Here is a 25,699-nt window from a genome sequence, read left to right as displayed (position 1 = left end):
GGTCTCAGAACGCCCAGCGCACGCGGGCCGCGGCGCCTTGGATCGATGGCTGAACGCTCAACGCAACCGCTCGACTCTCGGAGCTAGAGCTGCCGAGGGCCCACCACACTCCGCCTGCAACGAGCGCCGACGCGCCGACCCCGAGCGCTACGTTCCGCCACACTCCGGCACTGGCCGCCTGGTCCTTCAGGTCCTGGTGATTCGGGTCGTTCTCCAGGGCCTTGGGGCACTGCCAGCCCGAGCCGGTGCGCGTGCAACCCGCGGCTGCTTCGTCGAGTTTGTCGTTGCGGCGCACCTGGAAGATCACGCCAACCACGAGGGCCGCCGCGCCCACGCCGGCGAGCACCACGGCGCCCGCCGGAGGTCCGCTCGACGAGACCGAATGGGCTGGGCTCCTGGGTTGGGACTTCGGCGCGGGTGGAGTCGCTGCGGGAGGCGGCGCGTCGCGCTCGAAGCGCACGACCAGATCGATGCGCGTCCCCTCGACTGCGGTGAGCTTGCGGCTGAAGGGCTTCTCACCCGCTGCGCTGATCGTCACGTCGTGCGGCCCCGGGTCGAGCTCGAGCTCACCTCCGACGATCTCCGCCGGTCGTGAATCGACCCGGGCTTCGACACCCGCCGCGTCGCGAGGCAGGCTGAGCCGCACGCGTGGTACCCGGGTCGCCACCGCCGCGAGGGCGTCGTCCGACAGGCGCCGCACGTCGTCGGCGCCCTCCCGTTCTGCCAGCGCGCGAGCGCTGACGAAGTGGCGCTTGGCGCTGGCGATCAGGCCGAGGTTGCGCTCCGCCTGCGCCAGATTGAAGAGCCCCACGGGTGTTGCTCTGAGCGCCACCGCGGCCTCGAACTTCGCGCGCGCATCCTGCCACTTGCCCTGCGATGCGAAATCCGCGCCTTCCTGGTAGAGCTGCGCCGCGGGATCTGCGGTCTCCTGGGCGTGGCTCGGCTGCGCCACGAACACAGCGCACACGAAGCAGGGAATGAGCGCTCTTCGCATCGTCGTTTGTGAATGATACGGGCGGTCGCTTCTTGCTGACAACCCGAGTCAGAAGATCACGGCGCGCGCGGAGTGTTTGTTCAACGGGTGCGCGTCAGCTCGGTCGGGTCGAGGGCGCCGCTTCACCGGGTGGCAGATCGATGACAAAACGCGCGCCAGCGCTGAAGTCCTCGTCGAGGCTGATGCTGCCGCCGGCCGACTCCACCAGCCCACGGCACACAGCGAGGCCGAGGCCCGTACCTTTCCCCACCTCCTTGGTGGTGACGAAGGGCTCGAACAAGCGCGAGCGAACGTCGGCGGCGACGCCCGGACCGTTGTCCTCGACCTCGAGGCGCACACCGCCTTGTGCGGGCAGAGCTCGGAGCGCGATCTTTCCGCCCGGTCCACAGGCGTCCGCAGCGTTCAGCACCAGATTCAAGATCACCTGCACCAGGTGTTCGCGCGTCAGCGCCACCGCGGGCAGATCCGGGAAGACGTCGACCGCAAGCTCCACGTCGCGCATGGAGCTCTGCGGCGCCACCAGGGCGGCCGTGTCGTAGATCGCGGACTCGACATTGCCCGGGCTCGGCACTTCGTCGCTCTTGTTTCCCGGGCGCGCGAACTGCAAGAGGTCGCGCAAGATGCTGTTGATGCGTTCGCTCTCGCGGCGCATGCGCTGCAGGAAATCGCGCTGCTCCTCCGGTTCGAGCCCGCCTTCGAGCAGCAGGTCCTGCATGCCGATCAGGGCGGCGATCGGGTTGCCGATCTCGTGCGCAAGACCCGCGGCAAGGCGACCGACGGAGGCCAGGCGCTCGGAGCGCACCAGGCGGTTCTGCGCTTCCTCGAGCCGGCGGGTCGCGCGCTCCACCTCGTCGACCTTTTTCCGCAGCGCCTCCTCTTCGGAGAGCAGCTTCTCGGTCATCGTCTTCAGGTTCACGCCGAGCTCGGCGAGCTCGCGTGGTCCGCGGGGCGGAATGTCCAGACGTCGCGCGCCGCCTGCGACCCGCTCCGCCGCGCGCGAGAGCTGGTCGAGGGGTCTCACGATCAGGCGTGTGAGTGCAAAGTACGCGATGACCAGCAGACTGAGCGCGACGATGCCGGTGTACAGACCGACCAGGCGCACCAGCGGTGCGGCGCGAGCCGACTGATCATCGGTGCGGACGACGGCGATCACTGCACCGCTCGCGTCCGGAACGGTCACTGCCAGCGCGCGCCCGTGGCTGCTCGTCAGCTCGGCCACCAGCTCGCGCCTCGGGTCGATGCGCACACCCAGCGCGACGGCCGCCACCGGATCGCCGACGCGCAGCACCGGCTCCCCCGAAGCGTCGTAGACACCGATGGCCTCGACGCCCTCGGTGCCGATCTCGGCGTCCAAGAGGGACGAGAGCTGCGCGACCGAGCGCTGGCTGCGCGCTTCTCCCACATGGCTGGCGACGGCACGGCCGAGGGCGCGAGCGCTGGTCTCGCGCACTTGCTGAAGTGTCAGCCGCGTGTAGGTGGCGACGGCGAAAAAAAGTGGGACGAACGCCAGGACCATCAGCCCGCCGAGCAGCATCAAGATCTGGAGTCTCAGCCCCGGTTTCACGTTGCCCACATTGTCGCCGATCCTTCAGTCAGAAGTCGCGTTGTCGAGCGACAAGGGAAGTTCTTCGCGCGGGCGACTCCAAGAAGTGGGCCGAGTTGCCGAAGCTCTGATAGCCGGGACCGTCAATGGATCCGCTGGTCCGAGTCACTCTGCGCATGCAGCAGGCAATGGCGCGTGCCTCGGGTCTCGGGCTGAGCATCGGGTTCGGGGCGTACCTGGTCTACAGTGTCACCGAGGCTCCCGGGCTCGCCTTCGACGCTGCCGTCGGGACGCTGCTCCTGGGCTCCCTGGGCTTCCGAGTTGCGCGGCGCCTGCGCCGGCTCGACCCCGACGCCACCACCCGGCTCGACCTCGAGCTCTTCACCCACCTGGTCGTGGCGACGCTCGCGCTGGTCACGCAAGCGCCGGGCAAACTGGACGGCGCGTTCCACCCTGCGGTGTACGCAATCATGATGGTGACGGCGGCGTTCGCGCGACCCCAGGCCGCGCTCGGCACGTCCGCCTTCACGCTGCTGCTCGAAGCGGCGCTGCGGATGATCGCGCTGGGTCAGCGGCTCGAGGAGTTCTGGCCGAGCCTGGCGTTCATCGGGCTGTTCGCGTTCCTGAACCTCAGCCTCTTCCGCGCCGAGATAGCCCGGGTCCGTCGGCTGTCGCGGGTGCACATCGAGGGTGAGATCGAGCGCATGAAGAACGCGGCGCGCTCGTACCGACTGATCGGTGCACCCAGCTCCTCGCTGGAGCGGGGCTCGATTCCGCCGCGCGACGAGGAAGACCGCCTGCTGCGTTCTGGGGTGGACGAGATCCACCAGGCGCTGGCCTTCGCGCTCGAGCTGCTGCGCCGCACGCTCGATCTGCGCACGGCGGTGATCCTGTGGCTCGACGGCAGCGGGCAGAGCTTGCAGATCCAGGAGATCTCGTCGGCGGACGACGGGATCGTGCCCGGGCCTTTCTCGGCCAAGGACGGCATCTTCGCCGCGGCAATCAGCCAACGCACCCCCGTGGCGCTGCACGGTCCGAAGGCCGCGCAGCACACCCCCTATTACGGTGAGCTGCCCCGAGTTGGGGCCGTCTGCGCTGCACCTCTGATCGAACACGGGCACGTTCGTGGTGTGCTGGTCGTCGATCGCGAGAGCGCCGAGCCCTTCAGCGCCCAAGAGCAAGAGCTGCTCGGGAACTCCACCGCGTTCTTGCTGCGGGCCATCGAGAACGAGCGTGTCTTCGTGCAGCTGGAGCGCGCGAAGATCGAGCAGGGCAAGCTCTACCGTGCAGTCGACGGGCTGAACGCCGTGTGGACCGAGAAACAGGTGATCGAAGCCTGTGTCGGCGCGGCGCGCGAGTTCACTGCCTTCGACTTTGCCGTCGTCACGCTGTTCGACAAGAAGACGAGTGAGCACGAGATCTGCGCGGTCAGTGGCGAAGGGGCCAACGAGCTGGTGGGCCAGCGTTTCCGTCACAACTCGGGGCTGGTCTCGATGGTCGTCGCCAACCGCCACCCGCTGCCGTACCGCGGTGACTACGACCCCGCCCGTCAGGTGGTCTTCTCACGACGCCTCGCGCCGCCCGCCATGCCTTCGCTCCTGGTGTTGCCGCTCTCGGTCCACGAGCGCGCCCTCGGCACGTTGGTGCTCGGTTCGCAGCGGCGCGGTGCGTTCGGGGAGGCGGTGCGCCCCATCCTGGAGGTGCTCGCGAGCCACGTCGCGGTGTCGCTGGCCAACGCGCGCATGTTCAAGCGCCTCGAAGAGCTGGCCACCACGGACGGGCTGACCGGTCTCTTGAACAAACGGGCACTGATCGAGACGGCCAAGCAAAAGATCCGCAGCTCGTCGCGCTTCCGCAAGCCGCTCAGCGTCTTGGTCTGTGACATCGATCACTTCAAGAAGGTCAACGACACCCATGGTCACGACATTGGGGACGTGGTGATCCAGGGCTTCGGCGAGGTGCTCAAGCGCACCAAGCGCGACACCGATGTGGTGGCTCGCTTCGGCGGTGAAGAGTTCGTCGTGGTCTGCGAAGAGACCGACGCCGAGGGCGCCGCGCTGCTCGCCGAGCGCATTCGCAGCGAAATCGAGGCGTCGACCTTCCACAGCACGGCCGGGTCACTCAAGGTGACCTGCTCGGTGGGTGTTGCGACCTTCCCGGCGGCTGGGCACGAGTGGGAGTCGCTGTTCAAGGCGACCGACGAGGCGCTCTACGCCTCGAAGCGTGGCGGTCGTAACCGTGTCACCATCTGGTCGCCGCGCATGCACGGCGCGGCGGCCTGAGCGCGGCGGCTCAGCGATACGCACCCTGCGCGCGGGCGGGCCCGAGCAGCCGTGCGATCGCGCGCAGCGACTCCACGAGATCGGCGAGGGACATCTGCTCAGCGAGCGCGCCGTCGACCGTCACGTCGAGCTCGGTGGGGGTCAACGCCAGCGAGTCGACCTTCTTCTCGAGCGCGAGCAGCGAGGTGCGCACCTCGGCGCTGAACAGCCGCGAGATCTCGTCCTTCGGTTCGCCGGACACCACGAACATGGCGTCGAAGGTCGCGTCGCCGAGCTCGATGTCCTGGTGACGCCAGCGCTCGAAGCGGGTGAGATCCGACTCCAGCTGGAGGCGCACGTCCGTGGTCAGCGGACGGGCGAAGGCAATGGAGAGCGCGGTTCGGAAGTCCTTTCCCTGCACACGATCGACGTGGGCCGTGAGGCAACCCTCCTCCAGCTCGAGGCGCAGCTCGTCCTCTTCGACCACACCCCCGAGGCTCTGCGCCAGTGTGTTGAAGGCCTCGAGGATGCGCTCCTGCATCGCCGGTCGCGGTAGCGCGGCGCGGGCTTGACGGATCGCCTGGGCCGTCTCGATCAGCCAGTGGGCGGACTCGACTGCGCGTTCGTGGCCGAGACGGCCATCCAGTGAGACCTTCAGCTCTGCGTCGTCGAGCGAGACCTCGAGGCCGCGGGTGAGCGCCTTGCGGAAGGCGTCGTCGAGCTCACCTTCGAGCAAGGCCTTCGCTTGGTCTGCGTGCAGAGCGTCGACCCGAAAATGATGGTCGAAGTCCTCGGACACGATCGGTTCGCCGCCGCCGCCGCCTAGCGCACCCCGGGCGCGCACCTCGAGCTCGAGACCCAGCGAGCGGGGAAAACGCGCGACGCCCCGGTAGAGCTCCGGCCGAGTGCCGGAGGGGAGTGCGGCGAACTCCACCCGCAGGTCATCGACCCTGCCAGCGGTGACATCGACGCTGTGTTTGAGGCCGTGGCGCTGGGCGATCTCCGCCAGCACCTTGTCGCCCTCCGTGTACACACGTTTGCTGCGCTCCAGTGGTGGATTGGGCTCGATGGGGGCGTTGGCGCTGTTGCGTGCTGAATACAAGAGCAGACCCCCCATGATGCCGACGTACGCCAAGAGTGGAAGCAACACCTCCAAGTCTCACACCCTCCTGAATGTCATGCCGGCGGCCCGCGCTGCGGCACCATCGGCGTCATCGCGATCACCGATCACGAGGCACGCTTCGGGCGCCACACCCAGGCGCCGTGCGGCCTCGAGATAACCCGCCGGGTGCGGCTTGAGCCGGGGTGGGCCGCCGGGCTCACCGTTGGCAACGACCACATCGAACAGAGCCTCAGCGCCGAGGGCGGCCAGCTTGCCGCGGGCGGGGTAGTCGCTCACCAGCGCGGTCTTGCCACCCTGCGCTCGAAAATCCGAGATCTCTTGCAACAGGTCCGTGCGCCCGAAGCGCCGAATCCACTTCTGCGGGCGCTCGATCATCCACTCGGTCACCCGCTGTTCGACCTCGCTCGAAGGCACACCCAGCGCGCTGGCAGCGCGCTCGACCTGAGCCTGGAACGGGCTCGGGACGTCTTCATCCAGCTCCTCACGCAACAGCTCGTGCTCCTTGCGAAAGCGACGCAGGGTGCCGACGGAGCCCCAGCCGCTCAGGGCAAGCTCCGCTGCCATGGCGAGCTTCACCCAGCGCGCGACGTACAGCGTGCCATCCAGATCGACGAGCCAGGCCTTCGCGCTCATGTCGCCGACTCCGCGATGCGCCGAAGCTCGGGTACGGCGACACCTCGCTCGGCTGCGAGGGCGATTGCACGGCGCAACCGGGTGCTTGCGCTGCGCCCGGTGCAGGCGTGCTCGGGATCGGCGAGGATGGCCTGCTCGAGGGCAAGAAGCAGCTTGGGCCCCGAGAGCTCGATGTCCGAGAGACTGCGTTCGAGCGCGAGCACCTCGTTGGCGACGGCGAGCGCCAGCGGGCGGTGAGTGCCAAAGAGGGTACCGACCGTGCCCTTGACCTCGAGCCCGGCGATGTTGGTGGTCAGGATGTAGAGGTTCTTGGCGACCAGCTCGAACTCGAGCTCCGCGTCGCTCTCGACGCTGCGGCAGCCGAGTCCGAGGCTGCGGAGCGCAGCGCTCAGGCGCTCGGCTTGGGGGCCTCCAGCCACGCTGGGCAGCAGCTCTCTTGCCAGGGTGGTCGGCTTCTTCTCGAACCACACCACCACGACACTGGGGTGTTCGATGCCATGCGCGCGCCAGCTGCGCGGTCGTAGCTCGTTCTGCAGCAGGCCGACGCGGTCCTTCCAAGCGAGGGGCAACGAAGCGAGCACTCCGTCGAGCTCAGCCTCCCCGACCGCGACCAACACCAGTGCGGGTGTGGGCACGTCATGCGCGACGTCCTGCATGCGAACGGCGCGCGTGACGGGGACGACGGTGTGCCCGCACTTCAGGAAACCACGGGCAAAGCTCGAACCGAGCTCTCCCATGCCGACGATCACGACCGCGTCCATGCCGCGTCGACTCGTAGCACGACGCCCGGGCGTTTGGGCGCGCCGTGTTCACTTCGGCGTGGCCACCGGCTTCGTGACGGCGCCGCTCGCCGGCTCCGCGGAGAAACGCAGGTCGTCGATCAGGACCGTCGAGTCGAGGATCCCGTCACCCATGTCCCAGATCGCAAAACGCAGCTTCACGATTTCGCCGGGGCTGACCGGCGCGTTCGTCTCGAGCCAACCCGTTGCTGCGCCGTCTTCGAAGCCAGTGCCCGTGAGCTCGCTCTGACCGAGCTTGCAGGCGAAGGGTTTTCCGCCCGCTTCTTGCGCAGCGCACACCTCCAGAAATCCATTGTTCACGCTGACCGGGTTGCCCTGTGAGTCGAACGAGATGTTTCCACTCTTGGCGTTCTTCGAGGGCGGGTCGAGCAGCGCCACGAAGAAGTCGTTGAACTCGCTGCAGACGAACACGGGAAACTCGTAGGTGTAGAAGTCGAACTTGAAGCTCAGGCTCTTGGCGTTGGTCGGCACTCGGAGCTCGAGCTCCAGCGCTGCCGGGTTGTAGGTGGTCGTGTCGCTGGCGGTCTGCACCGAACAAGTGGTCGAATCCTTGGGAAATCCAGGCGGCGCCGTGCCCATGGTGCCGGTGTCGGTGCCCGAGACGTCCTCGTAGTCCACGTCACTCGGGCGGCGCGCGGTGCCGCTCGAGAGCACCAGCATGCGTTTGCCCTCCTGGGCCGAGACACTCGGTCCGAAGTCGGGCAACAGCCCGTGGGACACGTCGTTCATGCCGGGCGAGCCGTCCGCCATCACGTATTTCGCCGACACGACCCCCCAGTGTTTGTCCGAGGCCGTCGCGAAGTGGCAGAGGCCGATGGCACGCGCTGCGTCGAGGGCGTCGGCGCTGTCCAGGCCGACAATCACGGAGTCGCAGCTCGTGACGGTGTCGTCTGCGACGCCGTTGCAGTCTTCGTCGATGCCGTTGCCGGCGACGTCCAGCGCCCCAGGGTTCACGTTGGGATCACAGTCGTTGCAGTCGTCGGTGGTGAAGCCGTCTCCGTCGGCGTCGGGCCCGGGATTCGAGCAGTACGCGGTCGCACCTCCGGAGCTGGCGCCGCCGAGGTTCAGGCCACCTCCCGTCGACGGCGCGCCGCCCGTCTCGGGCGCTGCGCCCGCGCTGCCGCCGCTACTCTCGCCGTCGTTCGCCGCGCCGTTGTTCGCGGCGCAGCCGAGCGCCGCGACGCCAAGTCCCAAGAACACCCAACCCAGTTGCTTCGTTCGCATGCCAGGCGACCTAGCAACGGGTGGGCCAATGTAGGCATGCCGACGTTCCGCGGGAATTCTAGCGATTCTCGCGCGAGGTGGGTGCGCCGGCCCTTGTCGTGAGCTGACCTCCGGCTGCGCGATTGCGCGGGCCCCCGCGCAGGGCTCAGACGCTAGCGGTGCGGTAGGGACCCTCGTTCTTGAACTTGCGGGGGAAGAACCCGGCGCCCCGCGTGGCGACCAGCGCCCCGATGCCGAACAGCACCACCACGGCGGTGACGAAGCCGCCGATCCAAGGCAGCCAGGACCCAATCAAGAAGACCGCGCAGCCCACCGCGAGGTGCACGTACACACTCTTGCTCCGGTGGTGAAAGAGGGCAGCGCCAAGCGTCGTGAGCGTCGCACAGATGCCCGCATAGGCACCGAGCACACCCAGCAAGATCCCGATGATGGCGATCGGAATGCCGATCACTGTCACACACAACACGATCACCGTCAGCAGAGCGACCAGTGAACCCACGATGCCAAGGGCGAAGGTGCGCATGGGTCGGGCGGCGACCTCACCTTGCATCGATTCCATGCGGCCCGTGGTGAGGGCCAGCAGCACCGTGCCGAAGACGAACAACAACGCCGTGCGGGTCACGCTGCTGCCGAATTCACTGAGCCAGCCCATGAAGCCGCTCCGCTTCTCCGAGTCGCGGCCCAGTCGCAGGTTCACATTGCCGCGGTTGGACTTGCCACCGACGACGTCCACCTTGCCCTCGACGGTTGCGCCGTCTTGCAGGTCGAAAGACCCGCCGACGACGCTGACGTCGCCCTCGACGAGTCCGCCCTTCTTCACGACGACCGAGCCACCCATCACCGTCACGTCGCCGGTGACCTTGCCGAGGACCTCGGCGGAACCGCCCATCACGACCAGATCGTGCACGACCTCGCCTGCCTCGACCCGCGTGCTGCCGCCGGTGACGACGCGATCGTCCACGTCGCCGTCGTCGTGTTTGCTGGCCTTGGCCAGCGCGACGGCGCTCGCTGGGGGCGCCGCAGGTTGCTCTCCTGCAACCTCGGTCGGCGGAGTGGGTGGGGTCGGCGGAGTGGGTGGCGTGGGAGGAGTGGGTGGGGTCGGCTCCGCCGCGTCTGCGGTCTCGGGTGCAGGCATCGGAGACATGTCGCCCGTTCGAGTGATCGAGATCAGATCACCCTCTCGTTTTGCGACGTAGCGCGCATCGGACAGGAGAATGTCGAGGATCTTCCCGGGCGGTTGGTCCTTGACCTCGACGTCGACGGGGTTCGACGGTGGCGCTTCGACCACCACACTCCAGCCCGCCTTCTGCGCCAGCTGTTTGACCGCCTCGCCGCGCGGCAGGTTCTTGACCGAGAGCGACACCTTCGGCTCCTCGGCGGGCCAGCTGCCCTCGCGGACGACCTCGGCGCTGGCCGTGCCCGCACTGCCCAGCAGCCACAGCGCGGCGAGCCCGCTCAGGAAACGGCGTGAACTGCGACTCCTCAGATGGCTCATCGATCGACTCCCTTCGAAGACAGCGGTCGTGGCGCGTGGCGCGCCACCCAGAATCCAAGGCCACCGAGCAACAGCGTCGCGGTGAACCAGACAACCCACAAAGCCGGACCCCCGAGCGAGGCCGCCCGGAACAACGAGCTCAGAACTCGCAGCGCGATCGGGGTCGATGCCAAGAGCGCTCGCGGTAGCCCAACGAGCCAGGCGGGCACCTCAGCCAACATCGGCGCCACGCCCGTGGTCGCGAGCGCCAGGCCACACAGGACGGCCCAGACCGGAAACGGCTCCGCCGCTCGGACCACGACCGGCGCTGCCAACAGCGCTTCGGAGACACTCACGCTCAACAGCGCCTGGGCGCCGAGCCGCTCGGTGCACACGTCACACGACTCGGCATGAAGCTTCGCTCGCTCGGGCAAGAGCTCGTTCTCGCCGTCGGCGAGCGCGGTCAACGCTACGTCGCTCAGATGCCCGTCCGGTTCGAACAGCACGTCGTCATCCAGTTCTTCTTCGGGGCTCATGCGAGTTTTCCTTGGTGGCCCAGCGCGTCGGCGATGCTGCGCCGGCCGCGGGAGATCCAGGTGCAGACACTGCCGATGGGAACGCCGAGCTTGGCCGCGATCTCACGGTAAGCGAGGCCTTCGACGTGGAACATTTCGATCGCTCGCCGCTGGTCTTCCGGCAGACGCGCCATGGCCGCACGGATTCCAGCGATGCGTCGCCCCTGGTCGAGGCGCTCATCGGCGTCCGGAGTCGAGTCCGCGACACGATCGAGCGGGTCGTCGCTGCCGTCCCGCGAGGGTTGCACCAGACGGGCGCGCGAGCGAACGCGGGCGCGCAGCGCGTCCATGGCGACGTGCCTCGCGATGCCCAGCAACCACGGACGCAAGGGCTCACCCGGTCGCAGTCGGTCCCGACCTTCGATGGCCCGGCGCAAACTCTCATTGGTGCAGTCTTCGACGTCCGGATGCATGCGACCCTCGCGGAGAACACTCGCCGCGACCGCCCGAACCAGCGGCCTCAACGCCTCTGCGTCGGCTGCGAAGTCGCCGGGCGGAGCGGGTAGTCCCGTCGGGACTTCGGTCGATGCCATCCGAACGGCGAGCATCCTCGCCCCTCTTTCGCAGGCCGGCGCCGGTTTATTTCAAATCGGCCCGAGCGGTCCGCTCACGGTGTAACCAACGCCCAAGCGGCGTTGAATTTGGCTTCTTTTGGCTCGATCACTCTGGAAATGGCCAAGCTCGAGTCCGCAGCCAGGTCGAGCAGCGGGGGCCGCAGATGAGCCCGACCTCGGGTGTCGACCAGCCCGTGGCACACGGGTCGACCGGGCAGCTTCTCGGGCTGTGTGCCCACGATGGCCCACTGGCCGTCGCTGAGCGCGAGCAAGGTGCCCGCTGGAACCAAGCCAATGGCTTTGACCAGGAGCCCGAGCACAGCCCAGTCGGCCTGCGCTTCGCCCAACAGCCAGCGGAGCGCCGAGCGTGGTGAGAGATCGTCGTCTCGCTGCGTCGGCGCGATGCGCCTGAGCAGTGCCCGACAGGTGAGGACCACGCGGGACGAGAGCCGAGGAGCTAGGGATCCCGAATACAAAGGCCCGAGCCGCGGTCGCTCCAGCCACGCGATCTCGAAGGCCGTCAGTGTTGCGGCCTCCAGCAGCGTGGAACGCGCCGAGCCGACGCCGAGCGCCGCGGTCGCAGCGGGTGCGAGGGCGTCGAGGGCGTCCGGGAGTTGGCTGAACACTTGAAGATCGATGCCCGCACCGTGGGCCAGGCGCTGGCGCCCTGCATCGACCAGCAGCGCAGCGAGCGTCAGAGAAACGAGATCGCTGTCGCGCGCGCCGGCTTTGCGCGCGACGCGCGCGCTCAACATGGCGGACTGAACCGCACGGGCCGCGTCGTCCCGAGCCGTGTGCGCGAACGCCAACACACACAGGCAAGCAGGATTGACAGCAGCGTCGGCGATTCGCTGAGCGATCACAGAGAGCTCCGCAAGCGGCGGCGCCAGATCCGTCATGCGGGCGTAGTGCTCTCGCATTTCGACCACGAGGGTTGCGTAGTCTCGCAGCACTCGGGGACCGTCCGGTGGGAGCTCCGGCGCGCGAGCGGGGCGTTCGTCGCTCATCGGCGCCCCCGATCGGAGCCGGACGGGGTCTTCTTCGGCGGCGGCTGTGACAAGCGCGGGGGTTGAGACGGGCGCGGTGGCGCTTCGCTGCGGCCGGCGCCTGGCTTGACCGAGCGGTGAGCGGGTGCGCCGGCTGCCATGCGGGCTCGCACTGTTTGGAGCGCGCGTTCCGCGGCCAGCCGAACTCGGTCGCTGGTACCGAAATGTTTGCCCGCGTGGTGGACCAGGGTCTCGATGCCGAGCTCGCTCGAGGCGACCTCACCCAGCGCGCTGGCCGAGAGCGCCCGAGTCTCTTCGTGCGCGCTGGAGCTCAGGAGCTTCTTTTGCGCCAGGAGCTCCGCGAGCACCGCTTCGGCACGAGTGGGGGCGACCACGCACAGCGCGTGGAGCAGCGCGCGCCTCTCTTCGAATGGCAGGGAGTCGAGCTCGTCCGACTTGATACGCACCGCCAAGAATGGGGCCGCGAAGCGGACGTCGAAGTCCGCAAGCGCGCGCAGAGTCTGGATGCGTTCGCTCGAGGGGGCTTCGACCAAACGCTGCCGCAGCTCGACCCGAAGTTTTTCGCTGGACGCGCCCTCGCTCGCGCCGAGTGCTTCGAGTTTCACGACGAAGTGCGGGCTCTCTGCGATCTGGGCCAGCGCCTGGCGGGCCGCCAGCGTCTCGATCTGAGCCAACAAACGCACGACCTCGACGCCGAAGCGCGGCGCCGCAGTGCGCCCGAGCTCGGCCAGGAGCGGCTCGTGGTCCGTGAGCTCGACGGTGAGATGGTGCACGACCTTGGCTCTCAGCGAAGGGTCGACGACCAGGGGCAGGGCGTTGGCCAGGGGAACGGCGAACTGCACCCCGAGCGAGGGCAACAACTCGCCGAGGGAGTCGAGGGCGCGTGCGTCGGAGAGCTGCCCGCCGAGGCGAATGAAGAGCGACTGGATCAGGTCGGTGCTCGCGATTTGATCGAGCACACGCTGACGCTCTCTCACGAGCAGTGCCGGGGGAGCTCTCACCGCGCGCTGCAGCTTCAACAGCAAGTCGAGCGAGGTCAGGGGTTCATGTTCGAGCGAACGAGTGACGTGGTCGGAGAGCGCGGGCCCGAAGGCCTCGAGCGCGGGGCCGAGGGCGGGGCCCTCGAGCGAGCAGGCGGCGACCTGGACCAACCGTTCGGGGTCCGGTGACGTCAGCGATGACAGCTCGAGCGCGAGCTCGGTCGCGGCGCCCGCGCCCGAAGGCAGCTTGCGAATTGCATCACTCGCGTCGTCTTCGCTCCCGCGACGAGCGCCCCCCGGCGACTTGCGCGCGGCCTTCCACGCATCTTCCAGCTGCATGCTGGAGTCGAACTCGAGGATCGAACGGATCTGCTGCGCGCCTTGCTGGGGGTTTGTCGTTGTCGACGCTGGCTGCGGTTTCTCGGGTGACCTCACCCGCTCGCCAGCGGCAGTCTCTGGCAGCTGTGTCTTTTGTGGTGCCGACGCTCCCCGCTCGGGCGTGAGAGTCTTCGGCGGTCGGACCGAACCACGGTCGTCGGCGCGCGCCGGCGAGCTTTTTGCTGGGTCGATCGGAGGCGGCCGACTCGACGACGCCCGCGCGGGTGGCGCTGGTGAGCCACCGGTCGTGCTGTCGTAGGTTTCCTCCCGAGGCGGGGGACGGACCGACGGTGCATGCTTCGAACGGGGGGTGTCGGGTGGCTCGGAGATCGGTCGAGGCAAGCGTGGAGGTGTGCCGCCACGCGGTGTGACTGGCGGTGTCGAACCACTCGGCGATGCCGGCGGTGGCTGCGAAACCCGCATCGGATCGATCCAGGCATGCGTGCCTGACTGTCCCGCGAGCGTGCTGGCCAAGGCGTGGGCGTACTGCACGTCACGCATTGCCAGGACCTCGCGCATCGCCGCGAGCTCGGTGCCGGCGTCGATCCATCGGCGCGCGGGCTCGGTGCTGAGCATCCGGTCGACTAGCTCGACCAGCGGTCTCGGTGCGCGGTTGCTGAGCTCCGCCAGTGACCGCACGCGCTGGCCGCCAGCTTCGGAGGATTCGGCAACGGAGAGCGGGCTGGCGCCGGTGAGCAGGACGAACACGATCGCGCCGACCGCCCACAGATCGCCCTCGACGCTGGGCGCGTTCAGCTTCGTACCGGGGGCGAGGTACGCGAGACCGGACCCGAGCCCGAGGTGAGCGCGCACACGAGCTTCACCGAAGCCGAGGAGGCGAACCCCACCTTGTTCGTCCAGGAGTACGTGCGACAACGACAACGCTCCGTGGCAGAGCGAGCTCGCGTGTGCGGTGCCGATGATGTCGAGCACGTCCCGGCCGACGCGCAGCGCCTCGGATGGCGGAATACGGCCGCGGCGTCGTCGGGAGAGTTGAGCGGCGCTCTCTCCGCTGACCAAGCCGGAGACGCAGGCGCGCGTGTCGCCATCTGAAATGATCTCGAGCGGGGCAACGACGGCGGGGTGCCCAACATCGGAGGCCGAGCGCAGACCGCGCAGCAGCTCCGGGCTCAAGTCGGACGCGAGCTCCGGATGAAACACCTTCACCGCGACCTTGCCCCGCGCCTGACTCTGAGCGGCGTAGACCGCGCCGAGGTCACCCACCGCGAGCAAGCGGACCAGATGGAGCCCCGCGATGAGGTCGGTGTCCACTCGGGCCTCGCAAAGTGCCCGGTCTGCTGGTTGGCGTACGTGTTCGTTGGGTTTCACGGCCGCGCCCCAGAGACAGTCTATCAGGGACCCGAGATGCCCGGGGTCTTCAGCGCGCGCGCCGCCGGGGAGCCGCCGGCCGGCTGGCTGCCAGTGCAGCCGGAGCGAGCTCGAAGTACTTCACGAAGGTGCGCATGCCACCCGCGGCCTGTCCCCAGTCGAAGTATTCGTTCGGCGCGTGATACCCGTGATCGGGCAAGGACAACCCGATGAAATGAATGGGGCAAGCGAGGTGGCGTTTCATCGTCACCACGGCGCCGATGCTGCCGCCCTCGCGTACGAACGCTGGGCGCTGGCCGAACCCGTACTTCAGGGCGGAAGCCGCCGCCTCCGCCAGCGGTCCCGTCGTCTCGCCGCGAAACGGAGCGAGCGCGCTCTCGGCGGTGACGACAACGTCGGGGTTCAGGCGCTTCACCTCGGCGGCCAAGAGCTCGAAGGCCTTGGCAGGAGTCTGGTCGGGCACGAGACGCAGGCTGACCTTTGCTTCGGCAAACGGCGGAACGATGGTCTTGATGCCCGGCCCCTGGTAGCCGCCGGCGATGCCATGGACCTCGAAGGTGGGACGCGACCAGATGGCCTGCATGATCTCCAAGGGGTCGTTGCTGCGCAGTGATCGCAGGCCGTAGACCTTCTTGAAACGCGCCATGGAGAAACCACAGCGCTCGAACGACGCGAGCTCGGCCTTCGAGATCGGGATCACGTCGTCGTAGAAACCTTTGATCCGGACCTTGCCGGTGCCTCCGTCCGAGAGCTTCGCAAGCAGATTGGCCAGCTCAATCACCGGATTTCTGGCACCGCCGCCGGTCAAGCCGGAGTGCACGTCCGCAGTGCCGGTCTCGAGGCGCAGGGTCGCGCCCTGCAGGCCGCGCAGCCCGCTCGGCATCGCGGGTTTGCCCTTCGCGAGCCAGACCGTGTCCGACACGATGACGACGTCCGAGCGCAGCGCCTTGTGATGCTTCTGCAAGAAGGCGTTGAAGTTCGGGCTACCGATCTCTTCTTCGAGCTCCCAGATGAACTGGATGTTGACGGGCAGTCCAACCTTCTTGGCAAACGCTGCGGCGAAGAGCACCGACAGCGCAGGTCCCTTGTCGTCCGTGGCGCCGCGCCCGTAGTACCGGTCACCCTCGATGCTCAAGCGGAAAGGCTCCCGCTTCCAGCTCTCGCCCTCGGCGGGTTGCACGTCGAGGTGGTTGTAGACGGTGACGGTCGGGTGTTTTGGGTCGCTCAGGAAGCGACCGATGACGACGGGGTTGCCGCGTGTCTCGAGCACCTCAGCGGTTCCGCCGCGTCGAGTCACGGCCTTGGCCGCAGCCTCTGCACCGCGCCGAATGTCGCTTCGGTGCTCGGCTAGCAAGCTCACCGTCGGGATCTCGACCAGCCGGCGTAGCTCAGCCTCGAACTCGGGGCGCGACTCAGCGACGTAACGTGCGAGGGATTTCGAGTCGAGGCGGGAACCCATTGGAGCCGCATCCTAGCAGGGCTCGCCGGGGCGCCGTCACCCGCGGAGTTTGCGCGGGGTGGCGCTTGGTCGCTCAGCGCTCGGACGGCGTCTGACTGCCCCGCGGCGTGTGTGCGAGATCGATGCGCATCGCCAGCTCGGGGTCGGCTCGCTCCGAAAGCGACTGATAGGTCTCGGTCTCGGCGTCGTAGCCCAGCACGTCGCCCGTCTCGATGTCGAAGACCCAACCGTAGAGGGTGAGAGTGCCGGCATCCAGGCGTTCTTGCACCGTCGGGTGGGTGCGCAGGTGCTCGACCTGGAGCAGGACGTTGCGCTGCACCGCGGTCCGGACTCGCTCCGCGGCCGAGAGCCTGGGATCCCACGGCTCCTCTCGCACCGGTTTCGCGTGCCTCAGCCATTCCTGCACTTCATGCAGATCGGAGATGTCGACCTGACCGACTAGCGCGCCCATGGCGCCACAGTTGCTGTGGCCGCACACGACGATACAGCGCACGTCCAGCTTCGCCAGGGCAAACTCGATCGTGGCTTCTTCACTGTTTCCCGTGGCGGAGTGGGGCGGGACGATGTTGCCAGCGTTGCGCAGCACGAACAGCTCGCCAGGCAAACTCTGGGTGATGAGATGCGGATCGAGGCGCGAGTCCGAGCACGTCACCATCAGCGTGTGAGGCGACTGGCCGTGCGCGAGGCTGCGATAGAGCTCCTCGTGTTTCGGATAGATCTCGGTCCGAAACCGGCGAACCCCCGCCAGCAACCTGGTGATCACGGTGGCAGCTTAGTGTGGTCGGTTCGTGGAGGTGAACGCGAATCGTCGATAGACCGGGCTCAAGGGCAGTCCCAGCGCATCGCCGACCCGGTCCAGCGGCAGCGGCAGAAGGAGCCGGTGTAGGGGCACACAGCGCTCTGATCGCTGCACGTGCTCTCGTCCGCGGGTTTGGTGGCCGGGCAGGTCAAACACTGCCAGTCCGTGTTCTGGAAGTCGCAGCCGCAGGCCGTGGAGTCGTAGTTACACGCATAACCGAACGTGCCGCAGTTCGAACCTTGGCTGGGGGCGTTCGCCGGGCAGGGGTTGCAATGCCACTGATCGCCCCAGCAAGTGCACTGGTTGTTGCCGTACTTGCACATTGCGCCGGCGGCGGTGCAGGCCGAGTTGTTGGCGGGCGCGGTGCCGGGGCATTGATTGCCCGTCGTGCCACCGGTGCCGCCCGTCGCGCCGCCGGTGCCGCCCGTCGCACCGCCGGTGCCGCCCGTCGCGCCGCCGGTGCCGCCCGTCGCGCCGCCGGTGCCGCCGGTTGCGCCGCCGGTGCGCCGCACCGGTGCCGCCGGTTGCGCCGCCGGTGCCGCCTGTCGCGCCGCCGGTGCCGCCGGTCGCGCCACCGGTGCCGCCTGTCGCGCCGCCGGTTCCCGTAGTTCCGCCGCCGCTGGTGGTTCCGCCGCCGCTGGTGGTTCCGCCGCCGCTGGTGGTTCCGCCGCCGCTGGTGGTTCCGCCACCGCTGGTGGTTCCGCCGCCGCTGGTGGTTCCGCCGCCGCTGGTGGTTCCGCCGCCGCTGGTGGTTCCGCCGCCGCTAGTGGTTCCGCCGCCGCTAGTGGTTCCGCCGGTGTTGCCAGTGCCACCACCGCTGGTCGTGCCACCCGTGTTGCCAGTGCCACCGCCGCTAGTCGTCCCACCGGTGTTCCCGCTGCCGCCCGAGTTCCCGCCCGCGCCGCCCGCGCTCGTTCCTCCAGTGCTCGCGCCGCCGGTGCTGGCTCCACCTGTGGATTTCCCTGCCCCGCCGCCGGTGCCGAAACCGAATTCTTCGTAGTCGTTCGTGCAAGCGAGCGCGAGCCCGAGTGCAGCCGTGCAAACCAAGACGTTGCGAGTCAATTTCATGGCGTGACCTGTGTTCAAGCGTCGCACGATCGCTCAAAAAGGACCAGTACGACGCCAGGCCAGTCAGCTCCCCAACATCCCACTCCGGCGCACCTTAATCCACACGCGGTTCATGACTTCTCGACGCGTGACGGTGGCGCTGCGAGGCTCCCGCCATGCTTCGAACGCTGGGTTCCTCGCTCCTGATGGCAGTTGCCCTCGGCCTGTGGGGCTGCAACGACGAGCCGCTCGATCAGGGCCCGCTCCTGGTTTCCGACCGCGCGAGCGTCCAGATCCACCTCTCTCCGTTCAGGCTCGAGCTTCGCGACGCAGAGGGTCGGCGCGTGCTCGAGACGACGACCGGCACCGACTCAGACGGTTACGCCGGTCCGAGCGCGACCCATGACACGCCGGACTTCCTGGCCCAGAGCCTGCCGGGCTGGGATGGTTATCGAGCCAACGAGGCCCCCTGGCAGAGTGTCACCCGCGCCCGCGTCCGCGAGGCTGATGACAAGTCCGCGCTGCTCGAGCTCGAGGGCAACGGTCGTCGCATGACCGTTCGCGTCGCGCTCGAAGGCAATCGTGTTCGATTGCGACTCGAGGCTGGTGCCAGCGCGGGGGACTCCGCGGAGCTGAACAAGACCACGCTCGGTTTTCACTCCGGGACGGACGAACACTTCTTCGGCATGGGGGAGCGCTTTGGCAGCGTCAATCACCGCGGCCAAGCGCTCTACAGCTGGTCCGAAGAAGGCGCCCTGGGCAAGGGCGAGAAGACCGCGATCGGACCCGAGAATCCCTGGCCGAACGGCCCGAGCATGACCTATTTCCCGGTGCCGTTCTTCGTGTCGAGCCGAGGCTACGCCGCTCATGTCGACACCACGTTCCGCAGCGAAGTCGTCTTTGCCTCCGAGCGAGACGACGCCTGGCGCGTGGCGGTGAACGCCGATCACTTCGACCTCACTTTGTACATCAACGCCGACCCACTCGCGAGCATCGACCAGTACACGGCGGATTCGGGTCGCCCCCCCATTCCGACGCCGTGGGTCTTCGGCCCGCGCCGGCGCGTGAGCCCAAACGTCATGGTCGACGGAGTGCTCGAGTGGAAGCTCATGCGCGATCAGAACGTGCCGTGCACGGGCATCGACGACGCCGTTCACTTCTTGCCGGCGCTCTCGCACCTGGGTCGGGAGCAGGAGCTCTCGGACTGGACGAAGGTGCTGCACGCGGCGGGCTACAAGGTCATGGCGTACAACAACCCGTACGTTGCTTCGAACCATCCGAACGCCGCCGCGGACTACGCCTTCGGCAAAGAGCATGGGTATTTCGTCAAGCGACCCGACGGCGAACCGACCCTCACTGAGTTCGTGTCCGGCAAGCTGCTATCGGTCGCTGCCGTCGACTTGACCAACCCCGCCGCTGTGGCCTGGTATCAAGGCCTGCTCAGCCGCACCCTCTCTCTCGGTTACGACGGTTGGATGCACGACTTCGGCGAGTACACGCCGCGCGACGCGGTGTTCTTCGACGGGCGGCGCGGCGACGAGGTCCACGACCAGTACCCGGTGCTATCAGCCAAAGCCGCGCACGACCTGCTCGAGAAGGAGCGGCCCGGCGACTACCTGTTCTTCGTGCGCTCCGGTTACAGCGGGACCCAGGCCTTCGTGCCGGCGGTGTGGGGCGGCGACGCCGAGGCGACCTTCGACGAGAGCCAAGGTCTGCCCTCGGCGCTGCGCGGCGGCGTCAACCTGTCGGCCAGCGGCGTTCCCTACTGGGGCAGTGACATGACCGGTTTCAAGTGCCTCACCGACGCACCGCGGGACAAGGACGTGTTCCTGCGCTGGGTCGAGCTCGGCGCGGTCTCGCCGATCATGATGGAGCAGAACGCCTGCTCGAACCCGATCGGGAAAAAAACCAAGTGGTCGCTCTGGAGCGACGCCGAGACGACCTCGCTCTACGCCAAGTATGCACGCCTGCACACGCGGCTGTTTCCGTACTTCCAGCTCCTGGCACAGGAGGCGCACAAGAGCGGGCGACCGCTGACGCTGCATCCATTCCTCGTGCACCCCCAGTCCGAAGGCGCGCGCGCAATCGACGATGCGTACTACCTGGGTCCCGCGCTCTACACCTCGCCCGTCGTGCGCCGCGCCCAGACCCAGAAGAAGACCTGGCTGCCGCCCGGACGCTACGTGCACTTCGAGGACTACACACTCGTGGTCGGCGACCAGAGCGTCACCATCGCCGCACCACTCGGCAAGCTCCCGTTGTTCTTGGTCGAGAATCAGCTCTTGCCGCTGCTGGACCCGAGCATCGAGACATTGGCCCCCGCCACGTCGCCGGGTGTCGTGAGCTTGGCGGACGTCGCCGATCGGCTCGATGTGGTGGTGGTGCTCGGGCCCGGCGGGCACGCGGAGACCACACTCGCCGATGGTACGAAGCTCGAGGCCTACCGTCTGCCGAACGACGTCGAGAATCCGGCGGGCCTGAGCAAGGTACCCGACGACGAGATCGCAAGCTGCGCGGGCTGCTTCGTTGCGGACAAGAAGGGTGACGTGGAGCGGCTGCGGCTCAATGGGAGCCTTGCGACCGGGGTGGACCTCAGCCTGAACGACGTGCGGGTCGTGGCCAGCGGCGGGCCCGAACGCCGGGTGCGCTGGGAAGTGATTCGGCTGGCCGCAGAATGACCCGGCGGCCGGGGGCCGAGACTGCAAAAAGGCGACGAATTTTCGCCAGATCGACGCAGGAAAAAAAAACGGAATAGCCGGGGCCCATGCGCGGTTTCACGAATGAACCGCCAAGGAGGTGCCTGAGAGACCCAGATACACAGACCCGCCTGGAGCACGAACACGGAAGTCGCTGTGCGCCTCCTCCCGAGCCCGCCCAACCGCATTTGGGGCGCGACCGCTGCCGACAGGCGGCGAGACTCCATGTTCATCCACGCGGTCCTGCTTTCGAACCCCCGGTGTGCTCCACCGGGGGTTTTTTTTGGTGCGCCTAGTATGGGCTCGAGGGGCCATCGGCGAACGGGATCAAGAGCGACCCACCAAGCGCGCCACCGTTTCCGGCGACCCGGGTCAGCGCGCGAGCTTCACTTCCAGTCGATCAGTGCCCGACGGGGACGGCCTTCGTTGCCGGCCCGATCACCGAACACGAGCTCGCGCCCCAACAGGCTAGGAGTGACGGAGACGGACGCGGGTGAGCTGAGCGCCATGAGCCTCACCGGAGCCGTAACCTTGCCGCCGGCCCATTCCCCCGCCCACAACTCGGCGGAAGTGCCGCGGGTCACCCCGAGCAGGACTCGGCATGCGTCTCCCTGGCAGTCCAGCGCCATGGTCGTGGGGGTGACGCCCTTGAGCGCGAGCGGAGTGGAGTTGCCAACGGGTCGCCCGTCCTCGCCGATCTCGACGACTCTGGCCTCCGCTTCGGCGCCGCTCTCCCCGTCGGACACGCGCTCTTCGATGAAGCCGAGCAGCGCACCTTTGCCCAGAGCAGCCAGCACCGGTGAGCGCGAATGGTGTGGCGTCTTGGCGACGATCTGCTCCTTGCCCACGAGCGATGCGTCCGCGGCCTTGAGACTCGCGACGAAAATGTCTCCGACTCCGGGTCGGTCTTTGTCGCGCGCGTCGGACCAGGCAACGAGGGCATCGCCGGATCGTCGGAGCAGAGCCACATCGGAGGCCGTTCCGGCCGTACTGGTGATGCGTTTCTCGGGTCCGACGTTCTGAAGCAGGCGATTGACCCGCGCGGCGTAGACCTCCGGGTCGCCGTTGCGCTCGTCGATCCACGCCACCACCCAGCCGTCCCCCACGCCCGTGACACTGAGATCTGTTTTGTCGCCCGGGCCCCGCGTCAGCATGCGCTGCCGCAGCTTCTTTCCCTTGGCGTCGAGCACGGTGAGAAATACCTGGGGCAGCTTGAAGTCGATGGCCGTCCACGCGAGCAACGCTTCGGAAGACCCCGCGGCTGCCGCTGCGAGTGCAACGCCGCCGGGCGAGCGCGCACGGATCGAGATGGTCTCCGCAGGTAGCGCCGCGCCGGTCTCGGGCAGCGCGCGGACTTGGAGCAAGGCGCGCGGAGGATCCAGGCGCCCGTCCGCTGCGGGCCGGGTCAAGCGCTGCCACGGCGCAGCGGGATCGAAGTAGGTGAGCCATGCGGCCAGCGAGGTCGTGCCGAGGTGGGTCGCGGCGACCGCAGCCAGAGGATCGGTCTTTGCCAGCACTTCGAGGGATGCCACGCGCGGTGGCCCCGCGTTCGACGCCTGTCGCGCAGCGGGCTCCCAGTCACTCGCTCGCGTCTCGGCGCGCACGGAGAAGACCGGCGCGGGACTCTTGGCTCGCGCGGCCAGTACTCGACACGGTTGGCTCGCGCAGGTCAGTCCCCACGCGAGATCGGGAGCCTCCCCGCTCAACGCCTTGAGGTGCAGCGGCTCGGAGCCAAGGACAACGAGCTTCTCGTCGAAGGCCACGAAGGTCGGCAGGAGCGCCGCGCCGGCGCAGCTGTCTCCACGCCGACACGCATGCGCGAGGGTGAGCGCGGCGAGTCCTTTGGATGTGGCTGCCAGCTCGGGCAACGAACCGTCACGCGAGACGTGATCGAGTTGAGCGCGCGCGACCCCGAGCGTGCCGTCGCTCTTCAGCGGCGCCAGCGTGATCGTCCGCCCATGTGCCGGTCGATCGATCAGGCTCTCCCACGCCAGGTACGCGGGTCCGCCCTTGGCGTGCGGGTGGACCAGTCGAACCAGGGTCTCCTCGCCGACACCGGCGACGGCGGGAGACGGCTTGCGCACGACCTTGCCCGTGCTGTCGAGGGCGGCGAGCGTGACTCGCGCCTCGAGCTCTTTCTGGTCGGACCAGGCGAGCACGAGGCCGCGATCGATCGCCACCATGTCGAGATCGGTGCTGGCCGTGGCTGATGCGCTGACGCTGATCCGCTCCGCGGGGCCACCCTCCGGATCGAGCATCCGGACTTCGACTTGACCGCCGCTGGCTGACTTGTCGCCGGGCATCACCAGACCGACAGCTGCGCCGGACCCGAGGGGAGCCGCTTGCCACGCCAGCGCTCCCGTCGCGAACGGTTTTGGCTCCACGCGCTCCCGCCCCGACAACGCGGCAAACAGATCGACGCCTGCGGGAGTCTTGACTCCCCAGAGCGCCAGCGCTCCGGCAGAAGTCGTGACCCAGTCGACCCACACGACATCGCCGGAGACCTCGCTCAGTGTGATCGCGTTGGCTTTTGCCCGCGCCTTGTCGTCCAGCTCGAGGCTATCGAGCACGGTCTTGTCTCCCTCGCGCCGGGTCCAGAGCAGCGCAAAGCCGCCGAGCGCGGGTTCGACCACCGCCAGGCCGACCTCGGCCGGGGCCGGTGCAATCGGCGCGGCCGGTCCCTTCGACACGCCATCGGCGCCGAACGCCACACCGAACCAAGCGCGCCCCTTCTCGACCGTCTGCGCCCAGACCGCGACGCCTCCGTTCACCGTGTCCGCGACGTACGGGCCGTAGGTGCCGACGGGCACGCTCGCAAAGCGCACACTCTCGAGCCAGGCGCGTTCGTTGGCGCGCGTCGCTGCGGTCACCGGTGGTTTGGCCGGACGACGTGGTTCCGGAAGCTCGCCGCCGCCGGCGCAGCCGGCAACAAGGAGAGCAAACACCGCAGCCTGTTTCATGCGACCGGAAACTACGAGCACCCTCGGTCCCACGCAAGCCCGCCCCCGCGGGAAATTCCCTCGGCGCTGGCGAGGGTGTGCCGTCGAACGGGCCGCGCTCGGGAATCGCGACCCTGCCGGAAGCGCCGGGGAGTTTCCGGCGTTATCGCACAATCAGCTAGGATCCCCAGCGTGACGCTCGCGCAACGCCTGCTCGTGGCGACGCTTCTGCTCACCGTGGTCACCACGGTGAGCTTGGGCTTTGGTGTGCGCGAGGCGTGGCGCCGCACCGAAGAGGAGCGATTTCGAGAGCAGGGGGCGCTTGCGTTCCAGCGCTTGGAGAAACAACTCGGAGCGGCGGTGCGTGATCTGCCGGAGTTGGTCGAACCGCTGTGCAAACACGACCCGATGGTCGACAGCGCGCTGGTCGGTCTCAAGGCGCGGGATCTCGACTCGCGTCGCCTGTCCTTGAGCCTGCGTGTACCGGAGCTGATGAAGGCGCTTCGGCTCGACGAGCTGGTGCTCGTCACGAGTGAAGGCGAGGTGCTGGGCGCCGGTCACGCCGATGGTCTGGTCGGCAAACGCGACAAACGTCTGGCCGAGCGCATGCAGAGCGGGACGCGTTCGGCGCGCCTGCGCACCACCGAACCTCCGCTCGCGGTCGAGGCGGGCTGCATCGTTCGCGATCACGACAACAAGAAACTCTGGGTTGGCCTCTACGCCGCGCGCCACCTCGACCCGATGCTGCAGGCGACCGCAGAGGCCCACGGCGTGCGCTTGTCGCTCTCGAGACCCAGCTCGGGGGCGGACATGGTGACGGCAGTGAGCATCCCCGATCTGGGCGGCATGCAGCTGTTCGCGAGCCAATCCCGCGTGCCGCTCGCGCGCGCGCTGCAGGCGCTCGATTCGACGCTGATCGTCATCGGCGGCAGCACGTTCGGCGCCGCCCTGCTCGTGGCGTTGCTGCTCTCGCGGGGGCTCGCTCGACCGATCGTGAAGATGGCTGCCCAGGCGCGCGAGGTCGTGAGTGGGGAGCCCAAGCCCGTGAAGGGTGAGGGCGGCAAGGAGCTGGTGGAGCTGGCCAACGCCTTCAACAAAGCCATCGCCGACTTGACTCAGCTTCGCAAGCGCCTGGCCGCGACCGAACGCATCGCTGCGCGCCGCGAGATCGCTCGTCGTGTCGCCCACGAGATCAAGAATCCGCTCGCGCCGATCCGCGCCGCGGTCGAGACCCTGCGCCGACTGCGCGCGCGCGACGACCCCGAGTTCGACGAGTACTTCGACGAGGCGACTCGGACAGTGCTCGAAGAGGTCGCTCGCATCAGCAACATCGTGTCGGAGTTCACGCGCTTCGCCCGACTCCCCCCGCCGAACCCCTCACCCATCGAGCTTTCCGAGGTCGTGCGCAAGGTCGTCAACTTGCACGCCAGCAGCGGTGCCGCCATCGAGCTCTCCCTCTCGCCGGTGCCGATCATCAACGCGGATGCGGATCAGATGGTGCAGGTGCTGACCAATCTGATCCAGAACGCCATCGACGCTGCGAAGGGCCGGGACGAACCGCGTGTTGTCGTCGAGCTCGGTCCCGCCGGACCGGACCGGGTGGTCTTGGCAGTGAGGGACAACGGCCCCGGTGTGCCGGCCGAGCTCCGGGAGCGCCTGTTCGAGCCCTATGTGACCACCAAACCGGAGGGCACCGGGCTCGGTCTCGCCATCGTGCACCGCATCGTGCTCGAACACGGTGGCGAAATATTCCATGCCGATGCAGCCGGGGGAGGAGCGGTATTCACCGTGGTTTTGGCCGTTGCCGGGCCCACCTTGCTGGCCGAAGCGCCAGTCCCCAGCTCGGCCTGACAGGGAAGGGTTTGGGCGTTTTCGACGTGTAAC

General features: G+C 68.1%; 19 protein-coding genes. 4 read left to right on the top strand and 15 right to left on the bottom strand.

The genetic code is table 11. The features are described from left to right. Positions 1 to 4: 4 nt before the first annotated feature. Together IPI67_13915 and IPI67_13910 are read right to left on the bottom strand one after the other, a co-directional pair. Positions 5 to 994 (bottom strand): hypothetical protein, encoded by a 990-nt coding sequence (locus tag IPI67_13915; GenBank protein ID MBK7581297.1) that lies wholly within the window; start codon positions 992 to 994, stop codon positions 5 to 7. Positions 995 to 1,088: 94 nt separating this feature from the next. Then, entirely contained in the window at positions 1,089 to 2,558 is a 1,470-nt protein-coding gene (locus IPI67_13910; GenBank protein MBK7581296.1) for a HAMP domain-containing histidine kinase, read from the bottom strand. Between the two features lie 125 nt (positions 2,559 to 2,683). Between IPI67_13910 and IPI67_13905 the strand changes: the two genes are divergently transcribed. Continuing rightward, positions 2,684 to 4,819, top strand: a complete 2,136-nt coding sequence (locus IPI67_13905) for a diguanylate cyclase (protein MBK7581295.1) — start codon at positions 2,684 to 2,686, stop codon at positions 4,817 to 4,819. Between the two features lie 10 nt (positions 4,820 to 4,829). Here the strand turns inward: IPI67_13905 and IPI67_13900 are convergent, their stop codons facing one another. The 12 genes from IPI67_13900 to IPI67_13845 all read right to left on the bottom strand — a co-directional run bounded on the left by IPI67_13900 (position 4,830) and on the right by IPI67_13845 (position 17,645). Further along, positions 4,830 to 5,954: a hypothetical protein gene (locus tag IPI67_13900; protein MBK7581294.1), complete on the bottom strand. Its 1,125-nt coding sequence runs from the start codon at positions 5,952 to 5,954 to the stop codon at positions 4,830 to 4,832. A 3-nt stretch (positions 5,955 to 5,957) separates the two neighbouring features. Continuing rightward, entirely contained in the window at positions 5,958 to 6,554 is a 597-nt protein-coding gene (locus IPI67_13895) for an HAD-IA family hydrolase (GenBank protein ID MBK7581293.1), read from the bottom strand. After that, the gene (locus IPI67_13890; GenBank protein MBK7581292.1) at positions 6,551 to 7,315 is read right to left on the bottom strand and encodes a hypothetical protein; all 765 of its coding nucleotides are present in this window, start codon (positions 7,313 to 7,315) and stop codon (positions 6,551 to 6,553) included. The genes IPI67_13895 and IPI67_13890 overlap by 4 nt, the downstream gene beginning before the upstream one ends. 48 nt (positions 7,316 to 7,363) lie before the next feature. Further along, positions 7,364 to 8,578 (bottom strand): putative metal-binding motif-containing protein, encoded by a 1,215-nt coding sequence (locus IPI67_13885; protein ID MBK7581291.1) that lies wholly within the window; start codon positions 8,576 to 8,578, stop codon positions 7,364 to 7,366. A gap of 145 nt (positions 8,579 to 8,723) precedes the next feature. Beyond that, positions 8,724 to 10,073 (bottom strand): polymer-forming cytoskeletal protein, encoded by a 1,350-nt coding sequence (locus IPI67_13880; GenBank protein ID MBK7581290.1) that lies wholly within the window; start codon positions 10,071 to 10,073, stop codon positions 8,724 to 8,726. Continuing rightward, a complete protein-coding gene (locus tag IPI67_13875) occupies positions 10,070 to 10,588 on the bottom strand; it encodes a hypothetical protein (protein MBK7581289.1) in 519 nt (172 codons plus the stop codon). The genes IPI67_13880 and IPI67_13875 overlap by 4 nt, the downstream gene beginning before the upstream one ends. Further along, positions 10,585 to 11,175: a sigma-70 family RNA polymerase sigma factor gene (locus tag IPI67_13870; GenBank protein ID MBK7581288.1), complete on the bottom strand. Its 591-nt coding sequence runs from the start codon at positions 11,173 to 11,175 to the stop codon at positions 10,585 to 10,587. Before IPI67_13870 ends, IPI67_13875 begins: the two co-directional genes overlap by 4 nt. A gap of 59 nt (positions 11,176 to 11,234) precedes the next feature. After that, positions 11,235 to 12,188 (bottom strand): hypothetical protein, encoded by a 954-nt coding sequence (locus IPI67_13865; protein ID MBK7581287.1) that lies wholly within the window; start codon positions 12,186 to 12,188, stop codon positions 11,235 to 11,237. After that, on the bottom strand, positions 12,185 to 14,818 hold the full coding sequence (locus IPI67_13860) for a protein kinase (GenBank protein ID MBK7581286.1): 2,634 nt from the start codon (positions 14,816 to 14,818) through the stop codon (positions 12,185 to 12,187). Before IPI67_13860 ends, IPI67_13865 begins: the two co-directional genes overlap by 4 nt. Positions 14,819 to 14,924: 106 nt before the next feature. Further along, a complete protein-coding gene (locus IPI67_13855) occupies positions 14,925 to 16,334 on the bottom strand; it encodes a M20/M25/M40 family metallo-hydrolase (protein ID MBK7581285.1) in 1,410 nt (469 codons plus the stop codon). Between the two features lie 73 nt (positions 16,335 to 16,407). Next, the gene (locus IPI67_13850) at positions 16,408 to 17,097 is read right to left on the bottom strand and encodes a carbonic anhydrase (GenBank protein ID MBK7581284.1); all 690 of its coding nucleotides are present in this window, start codon (positions 17,095 to 17,097) and stop codon (positions 16,408 to 16,410) included. A gap of 59 nt (positions 17,098 to 17,156) precedes the next feature. Next, on the bottom strand, positions 17,157 to 17,645 hold the full coding sequence (locus IPI67_13845) for a hypothetical protein (protein MBK7581283.1): 489 nt from the start codon (positions 17,643 to 17,645) through the stop codon (positions 17,157 to 17,159). A 23-nt stretch (positions 17,646 to 17,668) separates the two neighbouring features. Between IPI67_13845 and IPI67_13840 the strand changes: the two genes are divergently transcribed. Both IPI67_13840 and IPI67_13835 read left to right on the top strand, forming a co-directional pair. Further along, positions 17,669 to 18,133: a hypothetical protein gene (locus IPI67_13840; protein ID MBK7581282.1), complete on the top strand. Its 465-nt coding sequence runs from the start codon at positions 17,669 to 17,671 to the stop codon at positions 18,131 to 18,133. Between the two features lie 223 nt (positions 18,134 to 18,356). Further along, positions 18,357 to 20,858 (top strand): glycoside hydrolase family 31 protein, encoded by a 2,502-nt coding sequence (locus IPI67_13835; protein ID MBK7581281.1) that lies wholly within the window; start codon positions 18,357 to 18,359, stop codon positions 20,856 to 20,858. 404 nt (positions 20,859 to 21,262) lie between these two features. Here IPI67_13835 and IPI67_13830 read toward each other — a convergent pair whose 3' ends face one another. Further along, positions 21,263 to 23,836, bottom strand: coding sequence for a hypothetical protein (locus IPI67_13830; protein MBK7581280.1), 2,574 nt, complete (start codon positions 23,834 to 23,836; stop codon positions 21,263 to 21,265). A 171-nt stretch (positions 23,837 to 24,007) separates the two neighbouring features. Between IPI67_13830 and IPI67_13825 the strand changes: the two genes are divergently transcribed. Continuing rightward, positions 24,008 to 25,666, top strand: a complete 1,659-nt coding sequence (locus IPI67_13825) for a two-component sensor histidine kinase (GenBank protein MBK7581279.1) — start codon at positions 24,008 to 24,010, stop codon at positions 25,664 to 25,666. Positions 25,667 to 25,699: the final 33 nt, after the last annotated feature.

This window comes from Myxococcales bacterium, from assembly GCA_016706225.1.
In the GTDB taxonomy this organism is placed as follows: Bacteria; Myxococcota_A; Polyangia; order Polyangiales; family Polyangiaceae; genus JADJKB01.
Note: the sequence above shows the minus strand (reverse complement) of the source record. Positions and strands in the feature narration are given on the sequence as shown.